Source organism: Streptomyces tanashiensis (assembly GCF_014648895.1).
Taxonomy (GTDB): domain Bacteria; phylum Actinomycetota; class Actinomycetes; order Streptomycetales; family Streptomycetaceae; genus Streptomyces; species Streptomyces tanashiensis.
This window is the reverse complement of sequence record NZ_BMRZ01000019.1, coordinates 25,717-45,138: the sequence shown is the minus strand read 5'-3', so window position 1 is coordinate 45,138 and position 19,422 is coordinate 25,717. Positions and strand designations below refer to the sequence as shown.

At 73.5% G+C, this 19,422-nt stretch carries 16 protein-coding genes; 9 read left to right on the top strand and 7 right to left on the bottom strand.

Annotated features, from left to right (window positions below):
• Nucleotides 1-23 precede the first annotated feature (23 nt).
• Both IE237_RS34720 and IE237_RS34715 read right to left on the bottom strand, forming a co-directional pair.
• Nucleotides 24-440 carry a ferritin-like domain-containing protein gene (locus tag IE237_RS34720; protein ID WP_189806169.1) on the bottom strand — a complete coding sequence of 139 codons (417 nt, stop codon included), beginning with the start codon at nucleotides 438-440 and terminating at the stop codon, nucleotides 24-26.
• Nucleotides 437-1,054 (bottom strand): hypothetical protein, encoded by a 618-nt coding sequence (locus IE237_RS34715; RefSeq protein WP_189806168.1) that lies wholly within the window; start codon nucleotides 1,052-1,054, stop codon nucleotides 437-439. The genes IE237_RS34720 and IE237_RS34715 overlap by 4 nt, the downstream gene beginning before the upstream one ends.
• 169 nt (nucleotides 1,055-1,223) lie before the next feature.
• Between IE237_RS34715 and rimP the strand changes: the two genes are divergently transcribed.
• The 9 genes from rimP (at nucleotide 1,224) to IE237_RS34670 (ending at nucleotide 13,387) form a co-directional block, all read left to right on the top strand.
• A complete protein-coding gene (gene rimP / locus IE237_RS34710) occupies nucleotides 1,224-1,721 on the top strand; it encodes a ribosome maturation factor RimP (RefSeq protein WP_189806167.1) in 498 nt (165 codons plus the stop codon).
• Between the two features lie 2 nt (nucleotides 1,722-1,723).
• On the top strand, nucleotides 1,724-2,719 hold the full coding sequence (gene nusA / locus IE237_RS34705) for a transcription termination factor NusA (protein WP_189806166.1): 996 nt from the start codon (nucleotides 1,724-1,726) through the stop codon (nucleotides 2,717-2,719).
• 74 nt (nucleotides 2,720-2,793) lie between these two features.
• Nucleotides 2,794-3,075, top strand: a complete 282-nt coding sequence (locus tag IE237_RS34700; protein WP_078908518.1) for a YlxR family protein — start codon at nucleotides 2,794-2,796, stop codon at nucleotides 3,073-3,075.
• A 149-nt stretch (nucleotides 3,076-3,224) separates the two neighbouring features.
• Nucleotides 3,225-6,311: a translation initiation factor IF-2 gene (gene infB / locus IE237_RS34695; RefSeq protein ID WP_189806165.1), complete on the top strand. Its 3,087-nt coding sequence runs from the start codon at nucleotides 3,225-3,227 to the stop codon at nucleotides 6,309-6,311.
• Nucleotides 6,312-6,461: 150 nt separating this feature from the next.
• Nucleotides 6,462-6,755, top strand: coding sequence for a DUF503 domain-containing protein (locus tag IE237_RS34690; protein ID WP_056644720.1), 294 nt, complete (start codon nucleotides 6,462-6,464; stop codon nucleotides 6,753-6,755).
• 29 nt (nucleotides 6,756-6,784) lie between these two features.
• Complete coding sequence (gene rbfA / locus IE237_RS34685; RefSeq protein ID WP_189806164.1) at nucleotides 6,785-7,225, top strand: 30S ribosome-binding factor RbfA; 441 nt, start codon at nucleotides 6,785-6,787, stop codon at nucleotides 7,223-7,225.
• Nucleotides 7,222-8,121, top strand: coding sequence for a tRNA pseudouridine(55) synthase TruB (truB, locus tag IE237_RS34680; protein WP_189806163.1), 900 nt, complete (start codon nucleotides 7,222-7,224; stop codon nucleotides 8,119-8,121). The genes rbfA and truB overlap by 4 nt, the downstream gene beginning before the upstream one ends.
• Before the next feature lie 224 nt (nucleotides 8,122-8,345).
• Nucleotides 8,346-12,395: a serine protease gene (locus IE237_RS34675; protein WP_189806162.1), complete on the top strand. Its 4,050-nt coding sequence runs from the start codon at nucleotides 8,346-8,348 to the stop codon at nucleotides 12,393-12,395.
• A gap of 38 nt (nucleotides 12,396-12,433) precedes the next feature.
• Nucleotides 12,434-13,387 carry a bifunctional riboflavin kinase/FAD synthetase gene (locus IE237_RS34670; RefSeq protein ID WP_189806161.1) on the top strand — a complete coding sequence of 318 codons (954 nt, stop codon included), beginning with the start codon at nucleotides 12,434-12,436 and terminating at the stop codon, nucleotides 13,385-13,387.
• Nucleotides 13,388-13,674: 287 nt separating this feature from the next.
• Here IE237_RS34670 and IE237_RS34665 read toward each other — a convergent pair whose 3' ends face one another.
• The 5 genes from IE237_RS34665 to IE237_RS34645 are packed head-to-tail and all read right to left on the bottom strand — an operon-like array spanning nucleotide 13,675 to nucleotide 19,401.
• Nucleotides 13,675-14,646 carry an ABC transporter ATP-binding protein gene (locus IE237_RS34665; RefSeq protein ID WP_189806160.1) on the bottom strand — a complete coding sequence of 324 codons (972 nt, stop codon included), beginning with the start codon at nucleotides 14,644-14,646 and terminating at the stop codon, nucleotides 13,675-13,677.
• On the bottom strand, nucleotides 14,643-15,608 hold the full coding sequence (locus tag IE237_RS34660; RefSeq protein WP_189806159.1) for an ABC transporter ATP-binding protein: 966 nt from the start codon (nucleotides 15,606-15,608) through the stop codon (nucleotides 14,643-14,645). The genes IE237_RS34665 and IE237_RS34660 overlap by 4 nt, the downstream gene beginning before the upstream one ends.
• Nucleotides 15,605-16,489, bottom strand: a complete 885-nt coding sequence (locus tag IE237_RS34655; protein ID WP_189806158.1) for an ABC transporter permease — start codon at nucleotides 16,487-16,489, stop codon at nucleotides 15,605-15,607. Before IE237_RS34655 ends, IE237_RS34660 begins: the two co-directional genes overlap by 4 nt.
• Nucleotides 16,486-17,547 carry an ABC transporter permease gene (locus tag IE237_RS34650; RefSeq protein ID WP_189806157.1) on the bottom strand — a complete coding sequence of 354 codons (1,062 nt, stop codon included), beginning with the start codon at nucleotides 17,545-17,547 and terminating at the stop codon, nucleotides 16,486-16,488. The genes IE237_RS34655 and IE237_RS34650 overlap by 4 nt, the downstream gene beginning before the upstream one ends.
• Before the next feature lie 3 nt (nucleotides 17,548-17,550).
• Nucleotides 17,551-19,401, bottom strand: a complete 1,851-nt coding sequence (locus tag IE237_RS34645) for an ABC transporter substrate-binding protein (protein ID WP_370468335.1) — start codon at nucleotides 19,399-19,401, stop codon at nucleotides 17,551-17,553.
• Nucleotides 19,402-19,422 lie beyond the last annotated feature (21 nt).

Here is a 19,422-nt window from a genome sequence, read left to right as displayed (position 1 = left end):
TTGTTCCTTCGGTCGGGGCGGGACTACACCCGCTCGGCGAGCCCAGGAAAGGTTACGTCGCTGCCGCGCCAGCGGACGGCGCGTACCGCCGCCTCCCGGAGCGCGGCGGCCGCCTCGCCCCGCGCGCGGCCCTCGGTGGCCCGGACGAGGTCGGAGTACACCCCGGCCACCCGCTCCTCCAGGACCGCCGCGAGCCGCACCGCGCCGGCCGGGTCCGCGACCCGGAACGGCAGTTCGTACGCGGCCTCCGCCGCCACCGGTGTCCCGCCGAGATCCCGTACGGCCCGGCGCAGCGCGTCCCGCCGTCCCCGGTGCGCCTCGTACGCGGCGGTGGCCTCGGCGCGCCGCTCGGTGCCGATCCGGCCGCCGACGACCCCGTACCCGTACACCGCGGCGTGCTCGGCGGCCAGCGCGGCCTGGGTGGCGGCGAGGGCGCTCATGCCCGGGCTCCTTCGGTCAGCAGGTAGGCGTGGGCGGCGCCGGACGCGGCCAGGGAGGCGAGCAGCCGGGCGTACTCGGGCGGAGCGGTGAGCAGTGCGGTCGTGTGGCCGTCGGCGGCCGTCCGCTCGGCGGCGGCGAGTTCCTTCAGGGCGGCCCGGGGCTCGGCCGCCACCCGTACGGGCGTGGGGGAGGCGCCGGACTTCGGAGTGGTGGACGCGGAGGCCGACGGAGCGGCGGAGGCGGAGGCGGAAGGAGTGGCGGAGGCGGGGGCTGACGGGGCGGACGTGGTGGCGGCCGTGGCCGGCCCGACCGTCGTGCCTCCCTCGCCGAGGGCCTTCGTGTGCGCCGCGACCGCGCGCCGCAGCGGGGTCAGCCGGGGTGCCAGGGCGGGGTGGGCGGCGAGCGTCGCGTCGTAACGTTCCAGCAGGCCGCGCGCCGCGGTCACCGACCGCAGCCGCAGGGCCGCCTCGGCGCGCGCCACCCGTTCGGCCTCGCGTTCGGCGGCACTGGGCTTCCGGACCTGCCCGCCGGAGGGGGAGGTGCAGCCCGCGAGGGCGGTCGCGCCCGCCGCCGCACCCGCCACGAGGAGTGCGCGTCTGCCCGTCGTCCTCACGCCTGCTCTCCCCGTCTGTGGTCCGTCGTCGAAGATCGTCGAGATCACCGCAGGCGAGCGTACCCGCGGGCCCCGGGGCGATGGACGGCAACACCCTCCTGGACCGGATACCCTTTGGTCTGACACGCGACGAAACCACAACAGCACACGCGGCCGAGGAGTCACCCGGATGAGCACCACCCAGAGCGACAGGCTGCGCGGACTCGTGGAGCCGCTCGTCGCCGCGAAGGACCTGGATCTGGAAGAGATCGAGGTGTCCCGGGCCGGCCGCCGCGGACTGCTGCGGATCGTCGTCGACTCGGAGGAGGGCGTCGAGCTGGACGCCTGCGCCGAGCTGAGCCGCGCGATCTCCGAGAAGCTCGACGAGACCGACGCGATGGGCGAGGGCGAGTACGTCCTCGAAGTCAGTTCCCCCGGCGCCGACCGCCCCCTCACCGAGCACCGTCACTACGTGCGCGCCACCGGCCGCCTGGCGAAGCTCCAGCTCGCCGAGGGCGGAGAGCTGGTCGCGCGCATCCTCGCCGTGGACGAGGACGGCCTCGACATGGAGGTGCCGGGTGTGAAGGGGCGCAAGCCCACCGCCCGCCGGGTCGCGTTCGCCGACATCGTCAAGGCGCGTGTCGAGATCGAGTTCAACCGCAAGGACAAGAAGGAAGAGGAGGCGTAGCCGTGGACATCGACGTGAAGCTCCTGAAGGGCTTGGCACAGGAGAAGGAAATCTCCTTCGAGATGCTGGTCGAGGCGATCGAGTCGGCCCTCCTCATCGCGTACCACCGGACCCCCGACGCCCGGCGCCACGCGCGCGTGGAGCTGAACCGGGCCACCGGTCACGTGACGGTGTGGGCGAAGGAGGACCCCTCCGACCTGGAGGAGGGCCAGGAGCCCAAGGACTTCGACGACACCCCGTCGGACTTCGGCCGGATCGCGGCGAGCACCGCCCGTCAGGTCATCCAGCAGCGGCTGCGGGACGCCGAGAACGACGTGACCTTCGGCGAGTACGCGCGCCGCGAGGGCGATGTCGTCGCCGGTGTGGTGCAGCAGGGCAAGGACCCGAAGAACGTCCTCGTCAAGCTGGACGACAAGCTGGAGGCCATCCTTCCGGTGCAGGAGCAGGTGCCGGGCGAGGAGTACACGCACGGTCTGCGGCTGCGCACGTACGTCGTCCGGGTGGCGAAGGGTGTCCGCGGTCCGTCCGTCACCCTCTCGCGCACCCACCCCAATCTGGTGAAGAAGCTCTTCGCCCTGGAGGTGCCGGAGATCGCCGACGGCTCGGTCGAGATCGCGGCCATCGCCCGTGAGGCCGGTCACCGCACCAAGATCGCCGTCCGTTCCACCCGTTCGGGCCTGAACCCCAAGGGCGCCTGCATCGGCCCGATGGGCAGCCGCGTCCGCAACGTGATGGCGGAGCTGCTGGGCGAGAAGATCGACATCGTCGACTGGTCGGACGACCCGGCCGAGATGGTGGCGAACGCGCTCTCGCCGGCGCGGGTCTCCAAGGTCGAGATCGTCGACCTCGGCGCCCGTTCCGCCCGGGTGACGGTGCCGGACTACCAGCTGTCCCTCGCGATCGGCAAGGAGGGCCAGAACGCCCGCCTCGCCGCGCGTCTGACCGGCTGGCGGATCGACATCCGTCCCGACACGGAGCCGGCCGAGCCCCAGGGCTGAGACCGTTTTTGGCCAACAACTGTTCGATTCTTGCCCCAAACAGGTGAGGTCGGTACGGGGAGGTAGACTTAATCGTGTCTGGCCGGACGCATGCCTGCGCGTGCCCTGAGCGAACCTGTGTGGGATGCCGGGAGCGAGCGGCCAAGAGCGATCTGCTGCGGATCGTGGTGAACAAGGACGAGTGTGTTCCTGATCATCGCGGTACGCTGCCCGGCCGGGGTGCGTACCTGCACCCCGCCGTGGTCTGTCTCGACCTGGCGGTCCGCCGCCGGGCCTTTCCGAGGGCCTTCAAGGTCCAGGGACCGCTCGACACGGAGGCACTCCGCCACCACGTCGAGCAGGCGGCACCGCAGTGAACAAGAAGTACGGCACGGAACACCGTGCGGTCAGGTACCTCGCGAGTTGGAAGTAGGTCGAGATTGCGATGAGCACTCGATGAGTACGCGATGAGTACGCCCATGAAGTAGCGACGGTCCGGCGGTAACCGGACCTATAAAGGAGCGAAGTGGCTAAGGTCCGGGTATACGAACTCGCCAAGGAGTTCGGTGTGGAGAGCAAGGTCGTCATGGCCAAGCTCCAAGAACTCGGTGAATTCGTCCGTTCGGCGTCCTCGACGATCGAGGCGCCGGTCGTGCGCAAGTTGACTGACGCTTTGCAGGGTCCCGGTGGCAACGCCGGCAAGACCGCTGCCAAGCCCGGCGCGCCCCGCAAGGCGACGCCTTCCCCCGCGGCGCCGTCTCCGGCGGCCGCGGCACGTCCCGCTGCCCCCAAGCCCGGCGCCCCGGCCCCCAAGCCGGCCCCCGCCGCGCCTGCGGCTCCGGCCACCCCGGCCGCGCCCGCGAGCAGCACCCCCTCTCCGGCTCCGGCCGCCTCGGGCCCCCGCCCGGGCCCGAAGCCCGCGCCCAAGCCGGTCACGCCGGCTCCGGCCGCCCCGGAGTTCACCGCGCCCCCGTCGGCTCCCGCCGCCGGTCCGCGTCCCGGTGGCTCCGCCCCGGGTCCCCGTCCCGCCGGCGAGCGTCCCGCCCGCCCGGGTCAGGGTGCCCCCCGCCCGCAGGGCCAGGGCGCTCCGCGCCCCGGCGGCCAGCAGGCCCCCCGTCCGGGCGGTGCCCGTCCGGCCGGTCCCCGTCCGGGCAACAACCCCTTCACCTCGGGTGGCTCCACCGGAATGGCGCGCCCGCAGGCGCCCCGTCCGGGTGGCGGCGCTCCCCGTCCCGGTGGCCCCGGTGCCGTTCCGGGCGCCCCGCGTCCGCAGGGTGGCCCCGGTGGCGCCCCGCGTCCGCAGGGTCAGGGCGGTGCCCGTCCCACCCCCGGTGGCATGCCTCGTCCGCAGGCTCCCCGTCCGGGCGGCGCGCCCGGCGGTAACCGTCCGAACCCGGGCATGATGCCGCAGCGTCCCGCTGCCGGCCCGCGTCCCGGCCCCGGCGGTCGTGGCCCCGGTGGCCCCGGCGGTCGTCCGGGTGGTCCCGGCGGTGGCGGCGGCGGTCGTCCCGGCTTCGCCGGTCGTCCGGCCGGTCCCGGCGGTGGCGGCGGCGGCTTCGCCGGTCGTCCCGGTGGTCCCGGTGGCGGCGGCGGTCGTCCGGGTGGTCCCGGCGGCGGTGGCGGCGGCTTCGGCGGTCGTCCCGGCGGCTTCGGTGGCCGTCCCGGCGGTCCGGGTGGCCGTGGTGGCACGCAGGGCGCCTTCGGTCGTCCCGGCGGTCCCGCGCGTCGTGGTCGCAAGTCGAAGCGTCAGAGGCGCCAGGAGTACGAGGCCATGCAGGCCCCGTCCGTGGGCGGCGTGATGCTTCCCCGCGGTGGCGGCGAGGTCATTCGCCTGTCGCGCGGTGCCTCCCTCACCGACTTCGCCGAGAAGATCGGTGCCAACCCGGCGTCGCTCGTCGCGGTGATGATGAACCTCGGCGAGATGGTCACGGCGACGCAGTCCGTCTCCGACGACACCCTGCAGATGCTCGGCGACGAGATGAACTACCAGGTTCAGATCGTCTCGCCGGAGGAGGAGGACCGCGAGCTCCTCGAGTCCTTCGACATCGAGTTCGGCGAGGACGAGGGCGGCGAAGAGGCTCTGGTCTCCCGTCCGCCGGTCGTCACCGTCATGGGTCACGTCGACCACGGTAAGACCCGACTGCTCGACGCGATCCGCAAGACGAACGTCGTCGCGGGCGAGGCCGGTGGCATCACCCAGCACATCGGTGCCTACCAGGTGGGTACCGAGGTCAACGGCGAAGAGCGTCGCATCACCTTCATCGACACCCCGGGTCACGAGGCGTTCACCGCCATGCGTGCCCGTGGTGCGAAGTCGACCGACATCGCGATCCTCGTGGTCGCGGCCAACGACGGCGTCATGCCGCAGACGATCGAGGCGCTCAACCACGCCAAGGCCGCCGGCGTCCCGATCGTCGTCGCGGTCAACAAGATCGACGTCGAGGGTGCCGACCCGACCAAGGTCCGCGGTCAGCTGACCGAGTTCGGTCTGGTGGCCGAGGAGTACGGCGGCGACACGATGTTCGTCGACATCTCCGCCAAGCAGGGTCTGCACATCGACTCCCTGCTGGAGGCCGTGATCCTCACCGCCGACGCCTCGCTCGACCTTCGGGCCAACCCGAACCAGGACGCGCAGGGTATTGCGATCGAGTCCCACCTCGACCGTGGTCGCGGTGCCGTCTCGACCGTCCTGGTCCAGCGCGGAACGCTGCGCATCGGCGACACCGTGGTGGTCGGCGACGCGTACGGCCGCGTCCGGGCGATGCTCGACGACAAGGGCAACAACGTCGAGGAGGCGGCCCCGTCGACTCCCGTCCTGGTGCTCGGTCTCACCAACGTGCCGGGTGCCGGCGACAACCTCCTGGTCGTCGACGAGGACCGTACGGCCCGCCAGATCGCCGAGAAGCGCGCTGCGCGTGAGCGCAACGCCGCCTTCGCCAAGCGCGTCCGCCGGGTGTCCCTCGAGGACCTCGACAAGGTGCTCAAGGCCGGTCTGGTCCAGGAACTCAACCTCATCATCAAGGGCGACGCGTCCGGTGCGGTCGAGGCCCTCGAAGCCTCGCTGCTCCAGCTCGACGTCGGTGAAGAGGTCGACATCCGGGTCCTGCACCGCGGTGTGGGTGCGGTCACCGAGTCCGACATCGACCTGGCGATGGGCTCCGACGCCATCGTCATCGGCTACAACGTCCGTGCGGCCGGCCGTGCCGCGCAGATGGCGGAGCGCGAGGGCGTCGACGTCCGGTACTACTCGGTGATCTACCAGGCCATCGAGGAGATCGAGGCGGCCCTGAAGGGTCTCCTCAAGCCGGAGTACGAAGAGGTCGAGCTCGGTACGGCGGAGATCCGCGAGGTCTTCCGCTCGTCCAAGCTGGGCAACATCGCCGGTGTCCTCATCCGCTCCGGCGAGGTCAAGCGCAACACCAAGGCGCGCCTCGTCCGCGACGGCAAGGTCATCGCCGAGGACCTCACGATCCACGGTCTGCGCCGCTTCAAGGACGACGTCACCGAGATCCGCGAAGGCTTCGAGGGTGGTATCAACCTCGGAAACTTCAACGACATCAAGATCGACGACGTCATCGCGACGTACGAGATGCGCGAGAAGCCGCGCGCCTGATCGCGTCCGATCGCAGCACTGAGTCGGGGCCGGTCGGCGGAAGTTATTCCGTCGATCGGCCCCGGCCGTTGCGTGTACGGTTCTGGTGTCCCTGCCAAGCGACGGCGTGGCAGGCCACCGAACCCGAACCGGCGGGACATCCGGCACCACATGTACGTGGGGACTCTGTCCTTCGACCTGCTCCTCGGCGATGTTCATTCGTTGAAGGAGAAACGCTCCGTCGTCCGGCCCATCGTCGCCGAGCTCCAGCGCAAGTTCTCCGTGAGCGCGGCCGAGGTGGGCGACCAGGACCTCCACCGCAGAGCCCGGCTGGGCGTCGCGCTGGTGGCCGGGGACCCGGGGTTCGTATCGGACGTGCTCGACCGCTGTGAGCGGCTCGTCGCCGCGCGTCCGGAGGTGGAGCTGCTGTCGGTGCGCCGCAGGCTCCACACTGATGAAGACTGATTGAGCAAGGCAAAGAAGGAGAAGGACCAGTGGCCGACAACGCGCGGGCGAAGAAGCTGGCAGACCTCATCCGGGAGGTGGTCGCCGAGAAGCTGCAGCGCGGCATCAAGGACCCCCGCCTGGGTACGCACGTGACCATCACGGACACCCGCGTCACCGGCGACCTGCGGGAGGCCACGGTCTTCTACACGGTCTACGGCGACGACGAGGAGCGCGCGAGCGCCGCGGCCGGCCTGGAGAGCGCCAAGGGCATCCTCCGTTCGGCCGTGGGCCGGGCGGCGGGGACCAAGTTCACCCCGACCCTGACCTTCGTGGCCGACGCCCTCCCGGAGAACGCCCGCACCATCGAGGACCTCCTCGACAAGGCGCGCGCCTCCGACGCCCAGGTGCGGCAGGCCTCCTCGGGCGCCACCTTCGCGGGCGACGCCGACCCCTACAAGAAGCCGGGCGAGGACGAAGCCGCCGAATGAGCACCGTACAGAAGACGCCCGACGGCCTTGTCATCGTCGACAAGCCGTCGGGCTTCACTTCGCACGACGTCGTGGCCAAGATGCGCGGGATCGCCAGGACCCGCCGCGTCGGCCACGCGGGCACGCTCGACCCCATGGCCACGGGCGTCCTCGTCCTCGGCGTGGAGCGGGCGACCAAGCTGCTCGGTCACCTCGCGCTGACCGAGAAGGAGTACCTGGGCACCATCCGCCTGGGCCAGACGACGATCACCGACGACGCCGAGGGCGAGATCACGGCGTCGGTCGACGCTTCGAAGGTCACCCGGGAGCAGATCGACGCGGGCGTCGCCGAGCTGACCGGCGCCATCATGCAGGTGCCGTCGAAGGTCTCCGCGATCAAGATCGACGGCAAGCGGTCGTACGCGCGCGTGCGCGGCGGCGAGGAGTTCGAGATCCCGGCCCGCCCGGTCACCGTCTCCTCCTTCCGGGTGTACGACGTCCGCGAGGCGACCGCCGAGGACGGCACCCCCGTCGTCGACCTGGTCGTCTCGGTGGTCTGCTCCTCCGGCACGTACATCCGGGCGCTCGCCCGGGACCTCGGCGCCGGTCTCGGCGTGGGCGGCCACCTGACCGCCCTGCGACGCACCCGGGTCGGCCCGTACAAGCTGGACGCGGCCAGGACCCTGGACCAGCTCCAGGAGGACCTCACGGTCATGCCGGTCGCCGAGGCGGCCGCGGCGGCCTTCCCGCGCTGGGACGTCGACGAGAAGCGGGCCAAGCTGCTGCTCAACGGCGTCCGCCTGGAGATGCCGGAGTACCCGAAGGGGCCCGTCGCGGTCTTCGGACCGGACGGCGGGCTGCTCGCGCTCGTCGAGGACCAGCGGGGCAAGGCGAAGAGCCTCGCCGTCTTCGGCTGAGCCGAGGCCGCTGTCGCCGAGCCGGCGACTCCGTCGTGGGGCGGGCACGCGCGCGTGCCCGCCCCACGTCTTTCCCCCCTCGGTTTCCCCCGGGAAGACTCTGTCCCACGGAGCCGCCGTTTTCACCCCATCGGGGAGGCGCTCGGAGCGAACGGGGGAGTGTGAGGGGGCGCGTTTCCCCGCGAGCGCCTCCGGGTGATCACCGGCCGCCTACCGTCGACACCATGGGACGCGGAGACCGGGCGACGCTGGTGCGGATCTGCGATCTGGCGGGCCGGCCACGCGGCACCGGTTTCCTCGCCGACCACCACGGAACGATCGTCACCAGCCACGAGGCCGTCGACGGGCTCAGCCGTGTCGTCCTGCACGCCCCCGGCGACCGGACCTGGCTCGCCGAGGCCGAGGCCGTCACCCCGCTGCCCGAGAGCGGTCTCGCGCTCGTACGGACCGAAGGACTCGGAGGCCGGCCGCTGCCGCTCGCGACCCGGCCCGAGATCGAACCCGGCACGTACGTGCGGATCGCCGCCCAGGGCTGGCGCGAGGCCCGCGTCCTCGGCCCCGCCTCCGTCACGTACACCGCCACCGACCGCTTCCACGCCCTCGCCGACGCCCTCGAACTCGCCATCGGCACCGAGGGCGCCGAGGCGCTCCGCCGCGGCGGACAGGCCGCCGGCGGCCCCGTCCTCGACACCGTCACCGGTACCGTCCTCGCCGTCCTCGGCACCGCCCTGCACGGCGACCGCCAGGCCGCCGGATACGCCGTGCCGCTCCGCCCCGCCGGCCCGCTCACCGCGCTCCTGCGGCGCAACGCGGCCACCGTCCCCGCCTACGGACCCGACCTCAACCTCGCCGCGATCCTGGAGCTCACCGCCACCTCCACCGGACCCGTGCCCGACCCCGGCCCCTGGCCCGAACCCGTCGAACGGCCCGACTGCGTCCGCGAGTTCGCCCGTTTCACGGCCGGCGACACCCCCGTCCTCGCCCTCGTCGGCGCCCCCGGCACCGGCCGCACCACCGCCCTCGCCGCACTGTGCGCCCGCCGCGCCCGGGGCGTGGCACCCGCCCCCACCGTCCGGCTCCGCGGCGCCGACCTGCGCGCCGAGGACGGCTCGCTCGCCGACGCCGTCGGCCGCGCCCTCCACCAGGCCGGCCGGATCGTCGCCGCCTCCGGGGCGCTCGGCGACACCACGACCGCCACCCCGGAGCGGGCCGCCGCCCTCGCCCGCGACGCGGGCCGCCCGCTCCTCGTCCTCCTCGACGGCCCCGAGGAGATGCCACCGCTCCTCGCCCACCGGCTCGCCGACTGGACGGCGGCCACCGAGCGATGGCTCCGCACCCACCAGGTGCACCTCGTCACCGCCTGCCGCCCCGAGCACTGGGAACAGGCCGGCGCGCTCTACACCCCGGGCGCCCTGCACCGCCCGGCGACCGGCCGGGACCACGCCCCGGCCGGCAACGGCCGCGAGCTGCCGGCCGCCCTGGTCCTCGGGTCGTACTCCGCGACCGAGGCCCGCGCCGTACGCGAGGGGTACGGGATCGGGGAGACGGACCTCGCCCCGGCGGACGCCCGGCACCCCCTCGCCCTGCGACTGCTCGCCGAGGTGCGGGCGGCGCTGCCGGGGGAGGTGCCGGGGCGGCCCGGGCGCGAGGAGATCTTCACCGCCTACCTGGACCTGATGTGCCTGCGGGCCGCCGTCCGGATCGCCGCGGGCTCCCGCCCCCACCTGCGGGGGACCGCCGTCCGCCGGCTCGCCGCGCGCGTGACCGGCCGGCTGCACGAGGCCGCCCGCCGGTGCCTCGGCCCCGGGCACGGAGTCCTCGACCGGGCCTCCTTCGAGGAGCTCTTCCCGTGGCGGGAGGGCTGGGCCTCGGCCGTCCTTACCGAGGGCCTGCTCGTCCCGGCGGGCTCCGGCTACCGCTTCGCCCACGAGGAACTCGCCGACTGGGTCCAGGCCGCCCACCTCGACCTGGACACGGCGCTCCACGCCCTGGTCCACGCCCACCACGAGGACCCGGCGCCGAGCTCGGCCCGGCCGCCCGAAGCGGCCGCACCGGGCGCGCCGGACCCATCGGGCGCGCCGGCCGGGCCGGTGGCCTCCGGGCCGGGCGGGTCCGGCGCGGACGCCGGGCCGCGCGCCTCCGGTGCCCCCGGCGGGCCCCGGACGCCCTCGGCGCCCGATCCGCAGGCCTCGGCCGAGGGACCTGCCGAGTCCGGCGGGTCCGCCGGGCTCGGTTCTTCCGGCGGGTCTGCTGGACGCGGTTCTTCCGGCGGGTCTGCCGGACGCGGTTCGCCTGGCGGGTCTGCTGGACGCGGTTCTCCCGGCGGGTCTGCCGGACGCGGTTCGCCTGGCGGGTCTGCTGGACGCGGTTCGCCTGGCGGGTCTGCTGGACGCGGTTCGCCTGGCGGGTCTGCTGGACGCGGTTCGCCTGGCGGGTCTGCTGGACGCGGTTCGCCTGGCGGGTCTGCCGGACGTGGTTCCCCCGCCGGACCCGCAGGGCTCGGCTCCCCCGCCAGGTCCGCCGGGCGCGGTTCTTCCGGTGGACCCGACGTGTCCGTCCCGCCCGGCGGCCCCCTCCCCGGCGTCCCCCGGCAGCGGGCCGCCGGGGACGCCACGGCCGGGGCGCCGCTGCCCGTTCCCCGGCATCGGATCGGGCCCGTGCTGCAGGCCTTGCTGCTGTCGCACCGGGAGCGCGGCCCCGCCGGGCTCGGGCCGCGGCTCGCCGCGCTCGCCCGGGCGCTCGGGCGCTTCGCCGACGAGGGGACCGGCGGTGACGGGGCCTGGTGGGCCGCGCGGCTCTTCGGGGAGACCGTACGGCGACTGCCGGACCCGCGGCCGTACCTGCCCGCCCTGCGGCTGCTCGGCGACCTCGTCGGGGACCGCCCTGAGCCGCACCCGGTCTTCGCCGCCTTCGGGCCCGCGTTCTGGCTGGGCCTGCCGCTCGGCGAGGACGAGCGGATCGACCTGCTGCGCCGCCTCGTCCCGGCCGACCCCCCGCCGGGCGGCGAGGCGCACGGCGGCGACCGGAGCCTCGACGCCGTCGCGGCGATGCTGACCGCCGACCCCCGGGGCGTCCAGCCGCTCCTCTGCCGATGGTTCGGCGACGACAGGCCCCTCCCCGCCGCCCCCCACGCCACCGTCGCAGGCGCCGCCCAGGGCCTCCTGCACACCCACCGGGGGCTCGCCGTCGACGACCTGTGCGAGGCGCTCGTCGCCACCGCCCACCCGCTCGCCGACGGCCTCCTCGCCGCGCTCGCCGAGGACGAGCCCTCCGCCCTCTGCCGGGCCGTCGACCGCTGGGCCCACGACGACGGGCGCCCGGAGCGGCGCGTCGCGGCCGCCGCCTACGGCCACCTCGTCGCCGGACACGCCACCACCTCCGCCGACCGCGAGCTCCTCCGCTACGCCGCCCTCGCCCTGCTCGCCCGCCCCGGCGACCAGTCCCTCCACGGCGCCGCCCTGGGACTCCTCGTCCGCGACCCGCACAGCCGCGCCCGCCACCTGCCCCGGGCCCTGGCCGAGCCCCAGGTGCCCGCGACCGCCCTCGCCGAAGCACTCGCGACCCACCCCGAGGAGGTCCTCGCGGCCTTCCGGACCCGGCTCGGCGGCACCGGTGAGGCGCCCGCCGCCGCCCTGCGGGCCCTCGCGGAGGTCGACACGCCCGCCCTCGCCCGCAGGATCGCCGCCCTCGTCCGCGACCACGCCGCCCGCCACCCCGAGGGCGCCCCGCTCGTAGCCGCCTTCGTCGACCGCCGCCTAGAGGACGGACCGGCGGCGAGGGCGATCCTCTTCCCCCTGGTCACGGGCCTGATCCGGGGCCGGCCCGCGCCGCTCCGGCGTGCCCTCGCGCCCGTCCTCGCCGCCCCCGGCACCGGTGCCTCCCGCCATCTGCGGACCGAGCTCCTCGACGTACTCCTGGAGCACGAGCGGTACGAGGCCGAGGCCGGGCAGCTCACCGTCCTGGAGGCCCTCCTGCGGGCCGCCGCGGAGGGGGCGGAGCGGCGCAGCGTGCCGCGCACCCGGGAGCTCGTGCACCGGGTCGGCGGGCTCTGCGTCCGTTCCCCCGAAGGCGCCTGGCGGCTCGACCGGGCCCTGGCGGGAGCCGTCCGCGAGCTGCCGGCCTTCGCCGCGCTGCTCACCGCCTGGACGGTCGCCGACCCCGGCGGCTGGGCCCCGCTGCTCGGCCCGGAGACCCTCAGGGCGCTGCGGAGTCCCGGCACCGCCATGCCGATGCGTACCGACGGCCGTGGACATGGCAGTCTTAGACCTGCGTAAGGCGAACAGGGCGAACAGGCGGACGAGGAGCGGTCACAGTGCAGCGCTGGCGTGGCTTGGAGGACATTCCCCAGGACTGGGGACGCAGCGTCGTCACCATCGGCTCCTACGACGGGGTGCACCGCGGGCACCAGCTGATCATCGGGCGTGCCGTCGAGCGCGCCCGGGAGCTGGGTGTCCCCTCCGTCGTCGTCACCTTCGACCCGCACCCCTCCGAGGTCGTCCGCCCCGGCAGCCACCCGCCGCTGCTCGCCCCGCACCACCGGCGCGCCGAGCTGATCGCGGAGCTCGGTGTGGACGCGGTGCTCGTGCTGCCGTTCACCGCCGAGTTCTCCCAGCTGTCCCCGGCCGACTTCATCGTCAAGGTGCTCGTCGACAAGCTGCACGCGAAGGCCGTCATCGAGGGCCCCAACTTCCGCTTCGGGCACCGGGCCGCCGGCAACGTCGCGTTCCTGACCGAGCTCGGTGCCACCTACGACTACGAGGTCGAGGTCATCGACCTGTACGTCAGCGGGACCGCCGGCGGTGGCGAGCCCTTCTCCTCCACCCTCACCCGCCGCCTCGTCGCCGAGGGCGACATGACCGGCGCGGGCGAGATCCTCGGCCGCCCGCACCGGGTCGAGGGCATCGTCGTCCGCGGCGCGCAGCGCGGGCGCGAGCTCGGCTTCCCGACGGCCAACGTCGAGACCCTGCCGCACACGGCGATCCCGGCGGACGGCGTCTACGCGGGCTGGCTGACGGCCGCGGGGGAGCGGATGCCGGCGGCGATCTCGGTCGGCACCAACCCGCAGTTCGACGGCACGGAGCGGACGGTCGAGGCCTACGCGATCGACCGCGAGGGCCTCGACCTGTACGGCCTGCACGTGGCCGTGGACTTCCTGGCGTACGTGCGAGGCATGCTCAAGTTCGACACCCTGGACGACCTGCTCCAGGCGATGGCGGGCGACGTGAAGCGCTGCCGCGAGCTGACGGAGGAGTACGACCGCGCCTGACGGTGCGCCTGTGTGGGCAGGTGTCCCGCGGGGGCGATGGGGGTCCCCCCTGCTCGAGCGAAGCCGAGAGCTTGGGGGAGGGTGGGCACACGGGACGGCGCCTCCAGCGGCGCCTCCGCGTTCCGCGCCTGGACCCGCACCGCCAGTGCGCCGCATGAAGGGGTGCGGGTTCAGGCACAGCAGCCTCTGGCGCCGGCAAGGGCGCCGTCCGCTGTGCCCACCCGTTCCGCCCCAGCGGAACGATTGCCCACAACGGGCGGCGGGGCGCAGCCCACAACGGGTGGGGCTCAGGCCGTCGTCACCCAGTGGCACGCCACCGCCTGCTCCCCGCCGCCGCCCAGGACCGGCAGGTCCTCGCCCCGGCAGCGGTCCGCGACCGGTGTCGCCTCGCCCGAGGCGAGGAGCTGGCAGCGGGCGTGGAAGCGGCAGCCGGACGGGATGCGGGACGGGTCCGGCGGCTCGCCGGTCAGCACCACCGGGGCGCCCTCCGACTCCGGGAGTACCGACAACAGCGCACGCGTGTACGGATGCTGAGGGCGCGTCAGGACGGACTCCACCGTGCCGGTCTCCACGACCCGGCCCAGGTACATCACGGCCACCCGGTCCGCGATGTTCCACGCGAGCCCCAGGTCGTGCGTCACCACCAGGGCGGACAGGCCGAGTTCGTCGCGCAGGCGCAGCAGCAGCGCCAGGATCTCGCCCCGTACCGACGCGTCCAGGGAGGCCACCGGTTCGTCGGCGACGATGAGTTCGGGCTCCAGGACGAGCGCGCCCGCGATGACCACGCGCTGCCGCTGGCCGCCGGACAGCTCGTGCGGGTAGCGGAGGAAGAACCGCTCCGGGGGCCGCAGGCCGGCCCGTGCGAGGGCCTCGGCGACGGCCGTCCGCTCGTCCCGTTCGGAGCGGTGGATCCCGTGGATCCGCAGCCCCTCCGCCACCGCGTCGTACACGGTGTGCCGGGGGTTCAGCGAGCCGCTCGGGTCCTGGAGGACCAGCTGAGCCCGCTTCCGGTAGGCCCGCAGCGCCCCGGAGGAGTACCCGAGCGGCTGCCCGTCGAAGGCCACCGCCCCCGCCGTGGGCCGGACCAGGCCGAGCAGGGAGCGGGCCAGCGTCGTCTTGCCGCAGCCGGACTCGCCGACCAGGGCCACGATCTCGCCGGCGCCGATGTCCAGGTCCACGCCGTCCACCGCGCGCGCGGGCGGCGCGCCCCGGCGCCCCGGGAAGGTGACGTGCAGTCCGCGCGCCGACAGGAGGCTCATGACGTGCTCCCCACGTGTACGCAGGCGGCCCGGCGCCCCGCGCCCGCCTCCCGCAGTTCCTGATCGAGCTCCCCGCAGGCGTCCACCGCCACCGGGCAGCGCGGGTGGAAGGTGCAGCCGCCCGGCAGGTCCGCCGGGTCCGGCGGGTCGCCCGGCAGTCCGCGCGGCGCCCGCCGGGACGCGAGGTCACCGATGCGCGGGAACGCCGAGGACAGCGCCCGACCGTAGGGGTGCTCGGCCGCCTCGTACACCGCCCGCGCGGGCCCCTCCTCCACGACCCGGCCCGCGTACATCACGGCGAGCCGGTCGCAGGTGTCGGCGAGGACCGCCAGGTCGTGGCTGATCATCAGGAGGCTGATGGACTGCTCGGCGACGAGCCGCTCGATCAGCCGCAGGATCTGAGCCTGGATCATCACGTCGAGCGCGGTCGTCGGCTCGTCCGCGACGATCAGGCGCGGATCGCAGGCGAGCGCCATCGCGATCATCACGCGCTGCCGCTGCCCGCCGGAGAGCTCGTGCGGGTAGGCGGCGGCCCGGGCCGCCGGGAGCCCGACGTGTTCGAGCAGCTCTCCGACCCGGGTGCGGGCCGCGGCCGGGGTCGCCCGGCCGTGCACGAGCAGCGGCTCGGCGATCTGGTCGCCGATCCGGTGCACGGCGTTCAGCGAGTGCATCGCGCCCTGGAAGACGATGGACGCGCCCGCCCAGCGCACGGCCCGCAGCCGGCCCCACGACATGGCGAGGACGTCGTCGCCGTCGAGCAGGATCTGGCCCTCGATCCGCGCGGAGGCCGGGAGGAGCCGCAGCAGCGCGAGCGCGAGCGTGGACTTGCCGCAGCCCGACTCGCCGGCCACGCCCAGCTTGGTCCCCGACTCCAGGGTCAGGTCGACCCCGCGCACGGCGGGTACGGCGCCCGGCCCCGAGCCGTACGTCACCCTCAGGTCCCGCACCTCCAGGAGGCTCATCGCCCCACCCCCAGCTTCGGGTTCAGCACGGACTCCACGGCCCGGCCGCACAGTGTGAACGCCAGCGCGACCAGGGCGATCGCGATCCCGGGCGGGGCCAGGTACCACCAGTGCCCGGAGGAGACGGCGCCCGCCTCCCGGGCGTCCTGGAGCATCCCGCCCCAGGAGACCACCGTCGGGTCGCCGAGCCCGAGGAAGGCGAGGGTCGCCTCGGTGAGGATGGCGGTCGAGATGCCGAGGGTGGTCTGCGCGAGCACCAGCGGCATCACGTTCGGCAGCACGTGCCGGGTCATGACGTGCCGGTGGCCGCCGCCGAGCGCGGTCGCCCGTTCGATGTACGGGCGGGACTCCACCGCGATCGTCTGCGCCCGCACGAGGCGGGCGGTGGTCGGCCAGGAGGTCACGCCGATCGCCAGGACGACCGTCCACATCGACCGGGACATGACGGTGGCGAGGACGATCGCGAGCACCAGCGTCGGCATCACCAGGAACCAGTCGGTGATCCGCATGACGACGGTCGAGAACCAGCCGCCGTAGTGCCCGGCGATGATGCCCACCAGGGTCCCGATGGCGACGGAGAGCGCCGCCGCGAGCAGACCGACGAGCAGGGAGATCCGGGCGCCCCAGATCAGCAGGCCGAGCAGGGAGCGCCCGAACTGGTCGGTTCCGAGCGGGAATTCGGCGCTCGGCGGCTCCAGGGCCGTGCCCGGCGCCTCCGTCACCGACTGCACGTCGGAGCCGACGATCAGCGGGGCGGCGAGCGCGAGCAGGGCGATCAGGGCGAGGCCGGCCAGGCCGTAGAGCCCGGCCCGGTGGGTGCGGTAGCCGCGCCAGAAGCGGGTCGCGGAGTCCTTGCGGCGGTCCCACGTGAGAGAGGTCATCGGCCCACCCGGGGGTCGAGCAGCGGATAGAGCAGGTCGGCGATCAGGTTCATCAGGATCATCGCTCCGGCGAAGACCACGAACAGGCCCTGCACGAGCGGCAGATCGGGGACGCTCAGTGCCTGGTAGAAGAGCCCGCCGAGCCCCGGCCAGGAGAAGACCGTCTCCACCAGGATCGAACCGGCCGCCACATGGCCCAGGTTGATGAAGATCATGGTGACGGTCGGCAGGAGCGCGTTCGGCACGGCGTGCCGGCGCCGCACGGCGTCGTCCCGCAGCCCCTTGGCCCGCGCCGTCGTCAGGTAGTCGCCGCCCATCTCGTCGAGGAGCGAGGAGCGCATCACCAGGAGGGTCTGCGCGTAGCCGACCGCGACGAGCGTGACCACGGGCAGGACCAGGTGGTGGGCGACGTCCAGGACGTACGCGAAGCCTGTCTCGCCCGTCCCGGACTCCATGCCGCCGGTCGGGAAGAGCCCGGGGATCGGTCCCATGCCCACCGAGAAGACGATGATGAGGAGCAGTCCGAGCCAGAAGGAGGGCACCGACCACAGGGTCAGCGCGATCCCGGTGTTCAGCCGGTCGCCGAGGCCGCCGTGCCGCCAGGCCGAGCGGGTGCCCAGCCACAGTCCGAGCGCCGAGTAGATCACCACGGCGACCCCGGTGAGCAGCAGGGTTGCCGGGAGCTTCTCCGCGATGAGGTCCCCGACGGGGGCGCGGAACTGGAACGAGGTGCCGAGGTCGCCGCTCAGCGCTTTGGCGCAGTAGTCGGTGAACTGCTGCCACAGCGGCAGGTCGAGCCCGAACTGGCGTCGTAGTGTGGCGAGTTGCTCGGCCGAGGTGGGAACGCCGTGGGTCATCGCCTTGACCGGGTCACCGGGGATGATCCGGAAGAGGAAGAAGCTGGTGACCAGGACGGCGAGGAGCGAGACGAGCGCGCCGCCCAGCTTCCCCGCCGCGTGGCGGAGGTAGCCGAGGGAGGAACCGGTGCGGGAGGCGCCGTCCGTGGCGCGGGCCTTGTCGGCCCGCGCCACGTGGGCGGGGGTGCTTGCCGTCGTCACGTACTACTCGCGGTCGTCGGCGGTGGAGCGGCGGCGCAGACCGAGGAAGACACCGAGGCCGACGACGACCACGACGGCCGCGGCGATGCCGATGACCACCCCGGTGGACGAGCCGCCGTCGGAGTCCGCGGCCCGGTCCGTGGGCACGGCCGACCACCAGCTCCAGTAGCCGTCCTGCCCCCACAGGTTTCCGGCGGCCTCGGGCATGGTCGTGATGGACTTGATCTGGTCCGTGCGGTACGCCTCCAGGGCGTTCGGGTAGGCCATGATGTTCATGTACCCCGTGTCGTACAGCCGGGACTGCATCCGCTTCACCAGATCCGCCCGCTTGGCGGTGTCGTACTCCACCGCCTGCTGCGCGTAGAGCCCGTCGAACTCCTTGTCGCAGATGAAGTTGTCGGTGGCGCCGGAGTCCTTCGGGGTCGCCGGGAGCGTGCCGCAGGTGTGGATGGAGAGGACGTAGTCCGGGTCGGGGTTGACCGACCAGCCGTCGAAGGCGAGGTCGTAGTCGCCCTTGACCCAGGGGTCGGAGACGCTGTCCAGGCACTCGACCTTCAGGCCGATGCCGAGCTTGCCCCACCACTCCTGGAGGTACTTGCCGACGGCCTTGTCGTTCGGGTCGGTGGCGTGACAGAGGATCCGGAGGTCCAGCGGCCTGCCGTCCTTGCCGAGCCGCTTGCCGGCGGCGTTCTTCCGGTATCCGGCGGCGTCGAGGACCTTCTCCGCCCCGGCCGGGTCGTACGCCCGCTTCTGCGTGGTCTCCGGCTTCCAGAAGTACGAACCGAAGCGCGGCGGGATGTATCCCTCGCCCTCGACGGCGTGGCCCTGGAAGACCTTGTCGACGAGGGTGGTGCGGTCGACGGCGAGGAAGAGCGCCTTGCGCACCTCCGGGTCGAGCAGCGCCTTGTTGCCGTTGCCGAAGGTCTTTCCGTCCTGGGCCTTCGCGCCCGGGTTGGTGGCGAGGGCGTAGAAGCGGCGGCCGGGGGCGTCGTTGACCTTGATGTTCTTCTGGGTCTTCAGCGCGGCCGCCTGGGCGGGCGTCAGGTTCGGTACGAAGGACACCTCGCCCTTCTGCAGGGCGGCGACGGCGGCGTCCCCGTCCTTGTAGTACTTGAACACCAGCTCGTCGAACTGGGGAGCGCCCCGCCAGAACTTCTTGTTCGGCTTGAGCTTGATGTACTGGTCGACCTTGAAGTCCGTGATGACGAAGGGGCCGTTCCCGACGATGGGGAAGGTCTTGTCGTTGTTGAACTTCGAGAAGTCGGTGACCTTCTCCCAGACGTGCTTCGGCACGATCGGCACGTCGAGGGCCGTCATCGTCGCCTGGGGCTTCTTCAGCCGGATGACCAGCGTCTGCGGGTCGGGCGCGGTGACCGCCGCGAAGTTGGCCGTGAAGCTGCCGTTGGCGGTGGCGGCATCGGGGTCGGTCATCATCTTGTTGAAGGTCCAGGCCGCGTCCTCGGCGGTGGCCTGCTGCCCGTCGGACCAGGTCGAGTCCTTGCGGATCGTGTACGTCCACGTCAGCTTGTCGGGCGAGGACGTCCACGCGGTCGCCAGACCCGGGACGGTGCGGGCGTCCTTCGGGTCGTAGTTCGTGAGGTACTCGTACGCCAGCCGGTGGATGCTGGTCGAGGTGAGCTTCTGGGCGAGGAACGGGCTCAGCGAGTCGATGCTCTGCGAGACCGCGACCGTGAGGGTGGTGCCGCCGGACTTCTCGTCCTCCGCCTGCGCGGTGCCGGGGACGACGACGAGGGAGCCGACGGCAAGGCCGGCGGCGACACCGGTGGCGAGCAGCGGTCGGAGGGCTCTGCGGACGGGCGTCGGGCGGGGTGGAACCTTCGTGACCATGACCATGGGACGTGACCTCGCGTCGGA